The sequence below is a fragment of the Variovorax sp. WDL1 genome (assembly GCF_001541225.1).
Taxonomy (GTDB): domain Bacteria; phylum Pseudomonadota; class Gammaproteobacteria; order Burkholderiales; family Burkholderiaceae_C; genus Variovorax.
In genome coordinates this window covers 30114-37847 of record NZ_LMTS01000153.1, presented here as the reverse complement: position 1 = coordinate 37847, position 7734 = coordinate 30114, and the positions used below count along the sequence as shown (strand labels likewise).

Here is a 7734-nt window from a genome sequence, read left to right as displayed (position 1 = left end):
CCTGCTCGAGCGGCTCCAGCCGGCGGCCCGCCAGCACCACGCTCCAGCCATCGCCCAGCAGGGCCAGCGCGGCGGCGCGGCCGATGCCTGTGCCCGCACCCGTGACGATCGCGATGCGGCTCCTCTTGTCTACACCCATCTTCGTTTCTCCTTCAACGGCGCGGCTTGCGCCCTTTCATCTTGCTGGCGGCCTTCTTGACGGCCGTACGGAAAGCCTGCATGGCCGACTGCGGCGCCGCGCTTGCAGCGTGATCGCTGTGTTCGGCAGCAGAAGGCTCGGGCCTCTTGCGTGCACTGCGTTTGGTCGAGGCCTTGGCGGGCACGCCCCCGGTCGCCAGGCCCTTGTCCTTCAAGGCCCTCGAACTCAGCTCTTCGCCCTCGCGCACCAGGCGGAAGTCGATCTTCCGGCCATCGAGGTCGACACGACTCACCTGCACGCGCACACGGGTGCCGATTGCGTATCGGATGCCGGTGCGCTCGCCTCGCAGTTCCTGCCGCTGCTCGTCGAACTTGAAGTATTCGCCGCCGAGCTCGGTGATGTGCACCAAGCCCTCCACGTACATCGCGTCGAGCGTGACGAAGATACCGAAGGTGGTGGCGGCAGTGACCACGCCGCCGTATTCCTCGCCCAGATGCTCGCGCATGTATTTGCACTTGAGCCAGGCTTCAACGTCGCGGCTGGCTTCGTCGGCGCGCCGCTCGTTGGCGCTGCAGTGCAGGCCCGCCGCCTCCCAGGCCAGCACCTCCTTGCTCGGGGCGACCGTGGCCTTCTGGGGCTTGGTGGTCGGCGACTTGACTCGCGACGCCAGCCGCTTGGCGAGCTTTGCATGTGCCTCGCCCGGCGTCGGCAGCATCGGCAGTTGGTACTTGGTCTTGCCCAGGATGGCCTTGATCACCCGATGCACCAGGAGGTCGGGGTAGCGCCGGATCGGGCTGGTGAAATGCGTGTAGGCCTCGTAGGCCAGGCCGAAGTGGCCGCTGTTGATGGGCGTGTAGATTGCCTGCTGCATGGAGCGCAGCAGCATGGTGTGGATCTGCTGCGCGTCGGGCCGCTCCTTCGTCGCCTCGGCGATGGCCTGGAACTCGCCGGGCCTGGGGTCGTCGGTGATCGACAGGCCCACGCCCATGGCTTTGAGGTAGCCGCGCAGGATCTCCTTCTTCTCGGGCGTCGGGCCCTCGTGCACGCGATACAGGCCCGGGTGCTTGCCCTCTGCGATGAAGTCGGCGCTGCACACGTTGGCCGCGAGCATCGCCTCCTCGATCAGGCGGTGCGCCTCGTTGCGCGTGCGCGGCACGATCTTCTCGATGCGGCCGGCCTCGTCGCAGATGATCTGCGTCTCGGTGGTCTCGAAGTCGACCGCGCCGCGCTTGCTGCGCTGGGCGAGCAGCGCGCGGTAGACGTCGTGCAGGTTGAGCAGGTCCTTCACCCGCTCCTTGCGCTTGGCCGCCTCGGGGCCGCGCGTATTGCCGAGGATCGCCGCGACCTCGGTGTAGGTGAAGCGGGCATGGCTCCACATCACGGCCGGGTAGAACTGGTATGCGTAGATCTCGCCCTCGGCAGTCACCAGCATGTCGCACACCATGCACAAGCGCTCGACCTCGGGGTTGAGCGAACACAGGCCGTTGGACAGCTTCTCCGGCAGCATGGGGATGACGCGGCGCGGAAAGTAGACGCTGGTCGCGCGGTCATAAGCGTCGATGTCGATGGCCGAGCCGGTGTGCACATAGGCGCTGACGTCCGCAATGGCAACCAGCAGGCGCCAGCCCTTGCCGCGGCCCACCTTGGCGGGCTCGCAGTACACCGCATCATCGAAGTCCCGGGCATCCTCGCCATCGATGGTGACGAGCGGAACATCGGTCAGGTCGACCCGGCCCTTCTTGTCGATGGCACGCACCTTGTCGGGCAGCGCCTTGGCCTCGGCCAGGCAGGCCTCGGAGAACTCGTGCGGCACGCCGTACTTTCGCACGGCGATCTCGATCTCCATGCCCGGATCGTCGATCTCGCCGAGCACCTCCTTGACGCGGCCCACGGGCTGGCCAAAGAGCGCAGGCGGCTCGGTCAACTGCACGACCACCACCTGGCCCACCTTGGCGGTGCCGATCGCGACCTTGGGAATCATCACGTCCTGGCCGTAGCGCTTGTCCTCGGGCGCGACCAGCCAGATGCCGCCTTCGTGCAGAAGCCGGCCGATGATCGGCTGCTCGGGCCGCTCGATGATCTCGACCACGCGGCCCTCGGGCCGGCCGCGGCGATCCTGGCGCACGACGCGTGCCTTGACGCGGTCCTTGTGCAGCACCGCGCGCATCTCGTTGGGGGGCAGATAGATGTCGGCTTCGCCATCGTCGCGCTGCACAAAACCGTGCCCGTCGCGATGACCCTGCACCGTTCCTTCGACTTCGTCCAGCAGTCCGCCGGAGTGGCTCAAATTTTTGATATATACTCTCTTTCTTTCCTGAAATTCAAAACCTGTTGCAAGGACTTGTTCCGTGCAGCAAGTGGGCCCAGATGGCGGAATTGGTAGACGCACTAGTTTCAGGTACTAGCGAGTAACATCGTGGAGGTTCGAGTCCTCTTCTGGGCACCAAGTTTAGATAATCCCTCTGGGCCATCTTCGATTCAAGCCACCGGCCTCCGGTGGCTTTTTTCTTGTCCGTCGAAAACTGCATCAGACGGGCAACGCGACCAGATCGTGTCCCTCGGCGCCGACGATGCGTGCGCGCGTGAAATCACCGACCTTCAGGGTCTTGCTGATTTTCTCGGGCGGCAACAGCCGCACCGTGCCGTCGATCTCCGGCGCATCGGCGTAGGTCCGCCCCACGCCGCCCTTGCGCCCCAGCCCCGGCGCTGAATCGACCAGCACCTGCATCGTGGCACCGATGCGCCGGCGCAGCTTCGCGATCGAGACGGCTTCGGCGACTTCCATGAAGCGCGCGCGCCGAGCTTCGCGCTCCGCCTCGGGCAGCATGCCGGGGATGTCGTTGGCGGCTGCGCCCTGGACCGGGCTGTAGGCGAAGCAGCCCGCGCGATCGATTTCGGCGCTGCGGATGAAGTCGAGCAGATGCTCGAACTCTTCTTCCGTCTCCCCGGGGAAGCCGGCGATGAAGGTGCTGCGGATGACGAGCTCGGGACACAGCTCGCGCCAGCGCGCGATACGCTCCAGATTCTTCTCGCCGCTGGCGGGCCGCTTCATGCGCCGCAGCACCGCCGGATGGCTGTGCTGCAGCGGCACGTCGAGGTAAGGCAGCACCCGGCCGCTGGCCATCAGCGGGATGATCTCGTCGACGCTGGGATAGGGATACACGTAGTGCAGCCGCACCCAGGCGCCGTAGGGCTCGGCAATCTCACCCAGCGTGCGCACCAGTTCCAGCATTCGCGTCTTGACCGGCTTGCCGTCCCAGAAGCCGGTGCGGTACTTGAGGTCGACGCCGTAGGCCGAGGTGTCCTGGCTGATCACCAGCAGTTCCTTCACGCCACCTTCGAACAGGGCCTTGGCCTCGCTCAACACGTCCCCTACCGGCCGCGACACCAGATCGCCGCGCATCGAGGGAATGATGCAGAAGGTGCAGCGATGGTTGCACCCCTCGCTGATTTTCAGATAGGCATAGTGCCGCGGCGTCAGCTTCAGGCCTGCGACGCCGAAGGCCTGCGGCACCAGGTCGATGAAGGGGTCGTGCGGCTTGGGCAGGTTCGCATGCACCGCATCCATCACTTCCTGTGTCGCATGGGGGCCGGTGACGGCCAGCACGCTCGGATGCATCTGGCGCACCAGGTTGCCACCCGCCTCGCCGGTCTTGGCGCCCAGGCAGCCGGTGACAATCACGCGGCCGTTCTCGGCCAGCGCCTCCCCGATCGTGTCGAGGCTTTCCTTGATGGCATCGTCGATGAATCCGCAGGTGTTGACGATCACCAGGTCAGCACCTTCGAAGGTCTTCGAGGTCTGGTAGCCCTCGGCGCTCAGTTGGGTCAGGATCAGCTCGGAATCCGTGAGTGCCTTGGGACAGCCGAGGCTCACGAATCCGACCTTGGGGGTTGCCAGCGCGGCAATGCGTTCAGGGGAGGCTACTTCGCTCATAACCCCTTATTGTCCCCGCTAATGGTCAGGCTGGCCGCCCTGGGGTCGCTTGATGCCGAAGGCACCCAGCACTTGCTCGGTATTTTTCTGCATCTGCTCCTGCATCTGCAGGAACACGTTCTTCGATTGCTCGACGTAGTTGCCCATGAGGCCCTGGAGCATGGGCGACTGCATGGTCATGAAGCGCGCCCACATCTCGGGCGTGAGCGCCTGCGCCTTCTCGGCCAGCTGCGCCTGCACCTCGGTCATGGCCTGGATGTTCTTCTCGAGATAGGGCCCCATGTAGCCTTGCATGGCCTGGCCATAGAACCGGATGATGTTGGCCAGCACCTGCTCGGTGAACATCGGCGCGCCGCCAGCCTCCTCCTCGAGGATGATCTGCAGCAGGATGCTGCGCGTGAGATCGTCGCCGCTCTTGGCGTCGCGCACCACGAAAGGCGACTTGTCCATCACCAGTTGCTTGACCTCGGTGAGCGTGATGTAGGCGGAGGTTTCCGTGTCGTAGAGCCTGCGGTTGGGATATTTCTTGATCACCCGCTGCGTCGGCTTGTCGCCGGCGGACTTCTTGCTCTGCACTACGGACTCCTTGAGGTTTCGCGTCTTCACGCGCAAACCATTCTAGGGAGCGGTTTTGCTGCACCGCGCCAAGGTTTACCCTGACCGGGGAGCGCCATCAATCCGGACTGGTCGTGTACTCGGCCCCGCACACCTTGCAGACGGCCGATTCGGGCCTCTCCTCGGTGGCTTCGCGGAAGTGCAGCGGGCTCTTGGTGCCGTTGAACACCCAGCAGCGCGGGCAATGTTCATGGCCCGCCAGCGGCAGGTAGCCGCGCGCGCGCTGCTCGGCGCGCTCCCGCGTGACCGGCGATCCTTGCCGGACCGTCCTGGCGACATCCTCGGCCGCCATGGTGCCGGCACGGCCGTTGGCGCGGTCGTTGAGCCCGTACACCACGCGCGCGAACTCGAGCGGGGCCTGCCGCAGCAGGGCGGCTAGACGAAGCTCCCCGAGTGCCGGACCGGTCTCAGCCTCTGGCGTGGTCATCGTTCCCCTGCGTCGAGTGGTGTGGTGATAGGAGCGGTCAAGTTACCACAACTGTCGGCGTATCCGCCAGTCGACGAAGGCAGTAGACCATGAGGAGGAAGAAGCCCCGAGACGCCGCTCAACGATGCGCGCCGAACGGCTCTGAAGGCGCGAGGCAGCCGCTTGGTTCGGGCGGCTGCTGCGGCTTTCTAGGGAAAGGAATTGGTAGGCGCGATTGGACTCGAACCAACGACCCCCACCATGTCAAGGTGGTGCTCTAACCAGCTGAGCTACGCGCCTGTGAGTGTGTCCGAGAGGCCGGAGTATAGCAGCCTCGCGAGCGGCCTTTCAGCGACGGCGCGCGGAACGCACGCCGGCCACCGCACCCACCACGCCGAGAACCTGCGCGAGCCGCGCCGCGTCGGCGATCTCGACGGTGAAGGTCATCCACGCCGTACCTTTGACGGATTGAGTCTGCACGCCGATCACATTCATCTTCTCGCGCGCGAACACATCGGAGATGTCGCGCAGCAGGCCCTGGCGATCGGCGGCCTCCACCGCCACGTCGACTGCATAGACCGACGCCTCGCCGGCGCGCTGCTCGCCCCACTCGACATCGATGACGCGCTCGGCCTCGCGCCCGGCCATCATGCGGAAGCTGCTGCAATCGGCGCGATGAATGCTGACGCCGTGGCCGCGCGTCACGAAGCCGCGGATCACATCGGGCGGCGCCGGCTTGCAGCACTTGGCGAGCTGCGTCATCAGCGAAGAGACGCCGACCACCAGCACGCCTCCCTTGCCTCCACTTGCACCGGCGCGGGCCTTCTTGATGACCACCCCATCGTCCGGCCCCGGGGCAGGGCCCGCCGGGCGTAGCAGCATCTCGATGTTGCGCAGCGAGAACTCGTCCTTGCCGACTACCTCGAACAGATGGTCGGCCGACTTGAAGCCCAGCTGCGACGCGAGGTCGTCGAGCTTCAGTGCGGTCTTGCCCTCGCGTTGCAACACCTTCTCGACCGCCTCTCGACCGCGCGCCACCGTCTCGTGCGTCACCTGCGCGTTGAACCAGGCGCGCACCTTGGCGCGTGCACGGTGGCTCGCCAGGTAGCCAAGCTCCGCGTTGAGCCAGTCGCGCGAAGGACCGCCCTCCTTCGTCGCGATGATCTCCACCGTCTGCCCGTTCTGCAGCGGCGTGTTGAGCGGCACCATCGCGCCGTCGACGCGCGCACCGCGGCAGCGATGCCCCAGGCTCGTATGCACAGAGTAAGCGAAGTCGACTGCGGTTGCGCCCTGCGGCAATTCGACGATCGCGGCATCGGGCGTGAGGACGTAGATGCGGTCGTCGAACAGGCCCTGACCCTGCGAGCCGTCCGACAGGTCCCGCTCCCAGGCCAGCAGCTGTCGCAGCACCGCGATCTTGGCGTCGTACTCGCCGCTCGCCCAGACGCCCGCGTAGCCCTTGTGACCCGCCTCCTTGTAGGCCCAGTGCGCCGCCACGCCATGCTCGGCGTGATCGTGCATCTCCTCGGTCCGGATCTGGATCTCGATCGGCTTGCCGGCCTGGCCGTTCACGACCTCGCGCACCACGGTGTGCAGCGATTGATAGCCGTTCGGCTTCGGCCGCGCGATGTAGTCGTCGAACTCCTCGGCGATGGGCTGGAAATTCGAGTGCACCCAGGCCAGCGCCGCATAGCAATCCTTGACGTCGGCCACCACGACGCGCAGCGCCAGGATGTCGAAGACTTGCGCGAAGTCCAGCGACTTGCCGCGCATCTTCTTGACGATGCTGTAGATGTTCTTCGGCCGGCCCTGCACCGCGGCCCTCACGCCCTCCCCGGCCAGCTCACGCTCCAGGCGCGCGCGCAGCTGCTCGACGTAGCCTTCGCGCTCGACGCGCTTTTCGTCGAGCAGGCGCGCGATCAGCTTGTAGGTCTCGGGCTCCAGGAAGCGGAATGAGAGGTCCTCGATCTCCCACTTGACTTGCCAGATACCCAGCCGGTTCGCCAGCGGCGCGAAGACCTGAAGCGATTCGCGTGCCACGCCTTCCGGCACCGGCTTCTTGCTCGCTGCCGCATAGCGCAGGGTCTGCAGCCGCGAAGCGAGCCGCAGCATCACGACCCGCAGGTCGCGCGAGAACGCGAGCAGCATCTTGCGCACGTTCTCCGTTTGCGTGCCGGCGCCGTCGGCCAGGTGCGCGCTGGCCGTAACCGAGCGCGCCTGTTTCTGCACATGCACGAGTTTGGTGGTCTCGACCGCGAGCGCCGCGAAGTTGTCGCCGAAGACCTTGGCGATCACCTCCTGCGGGCGGTTCAGGTGCTGGCAGGAATAGACCAGATAGCTGGCTGCCTGCATTGCCTCCGACCCGCCCATCGCTGCCACGATCCCGGCCACCGCATCGGCATGGGCAAGCGTGTTCTCGCCAGTGTCCAGCGTTTCGTCGGCGATCAGCGGCTCGGCGAAGGCGCGGGCCCGCGCGAGCATGTTCTCCTGCACAGGCGTGCGCTCCGCGGTCGCGGCCGACAGTGGATAGTCCACCACGGACGCACCGGACATCGACGGGCCGGGCTGTTCGCGCTTCACTCGATCACTCCCTCCCAGGCAGTGCGACGGACGGCAGACTCGATCATGGAACGCAGGCAG

General features: G+C 66.0%; 6 protein-coding genes and 2 tRNA genes. 1 reads left to right on the top strand and 7 read right to left on the bottom strand.

Annotated elements, in window-relative coordinates:
* Both APY03_RS44160 and rnr read right to left on the bottom strand, forming a co-directional pair.
* Nucleotides 1-139, bottom strand: a 139-nt coding sequence (locus APY03_RS44160; RefSeq protein WP_232324352.1) for an SDR family NAD(P)-dependent oxidoreductase, incomplete at its 3' end; no start/stop codon positions are given.
* A gap of 13 nt (nt 140-152) precedes the next feature.
* Nucleotides 153-2426 (bottom strand): ribonuclease R, encoded by a 2274-nt coding sequence (gene rnr / locus APY03_RS20285; RefSeq protein WP_443082836.1) that lies wholly within the window; start codon nt 2424-2426, stop codon nt 153-155.
* Nucleotides 2427-2500: 74 nt separating this feature from the next.
* Here rnr and APY03_RS20280 point away from each other — a divergent pair.
* A tRNA-Leu gene (locus APY03_RS20280) sits at nt 2501-2585 on the top strand.
* Between the two features lie 81 nt (nt 2586-2666).
* Here APY03_RS20280 and rimO read toward each other — a convergent pair.
* The 5 genes from rimO to APY03_RS20255 all read right to left on the bottom strand — a co-directional run bounded on the left by rimO (nt 2667) and on the right by APY03_RS20255 (nt 7647).
* Nucleotides 2667-4073 carry a 30S ribosomal protein S12 methylthiotransferase RimO gene (gene rimO / locus APY03_RS20275; RefSeq protein ID WP_068679480.1) on the bottom strand — a complete coding sequence of 469 codons (1407 nt, stop codon included), beginning with the start codon at nt 4071-4073 and terminating at the stop codon, nt 2667-2669.
* A gap of 18 nt (nt 4074-4091) precedes the next feature.
* Nucleotides 4092-4679, bottom strand: coding sequence for a polyhydroxyalkanoate synthesis repressor PhaR (phaR, locus tag APY03_RS20270; RefSeq protein WP_068679607.1), 588 nt, complete (start codon nt 4677-4679; stop codon nt 4092-4094).
* 67 nt (nt 4680-4746) lie between these two features.
* Complete coding sequence (locus tag APY03_RS20265) at nt 4747-5115, bottom strand: hypothetical protein (protein WP_068679478.1); 369 nt, start codon at nt 5113-5115, stop codon at nt 4747-4749.
* Between the two features lie 202 nt (nt 5116-5317).
* Nucleotides 5318-5394, bottom strand: a tRNA-Val gene (locus APY03_RS20260).
* 48 nt (nt 5395-5442) lie between these two features.
* The gene (locus APY03_RS20255) at nt 5443-7647 is read right to left on the bottom strand and encodes a RelA/SpoT family protein (protein ID WP_068679606.1); all 2205 of its coding nucleotides are present in this window, start codon (nt 7645-7647) and stop codon (nt 5443-5445) included.
* Between the last annotated feature and the right edge of the window lie 87 nt (nt 7648-7734).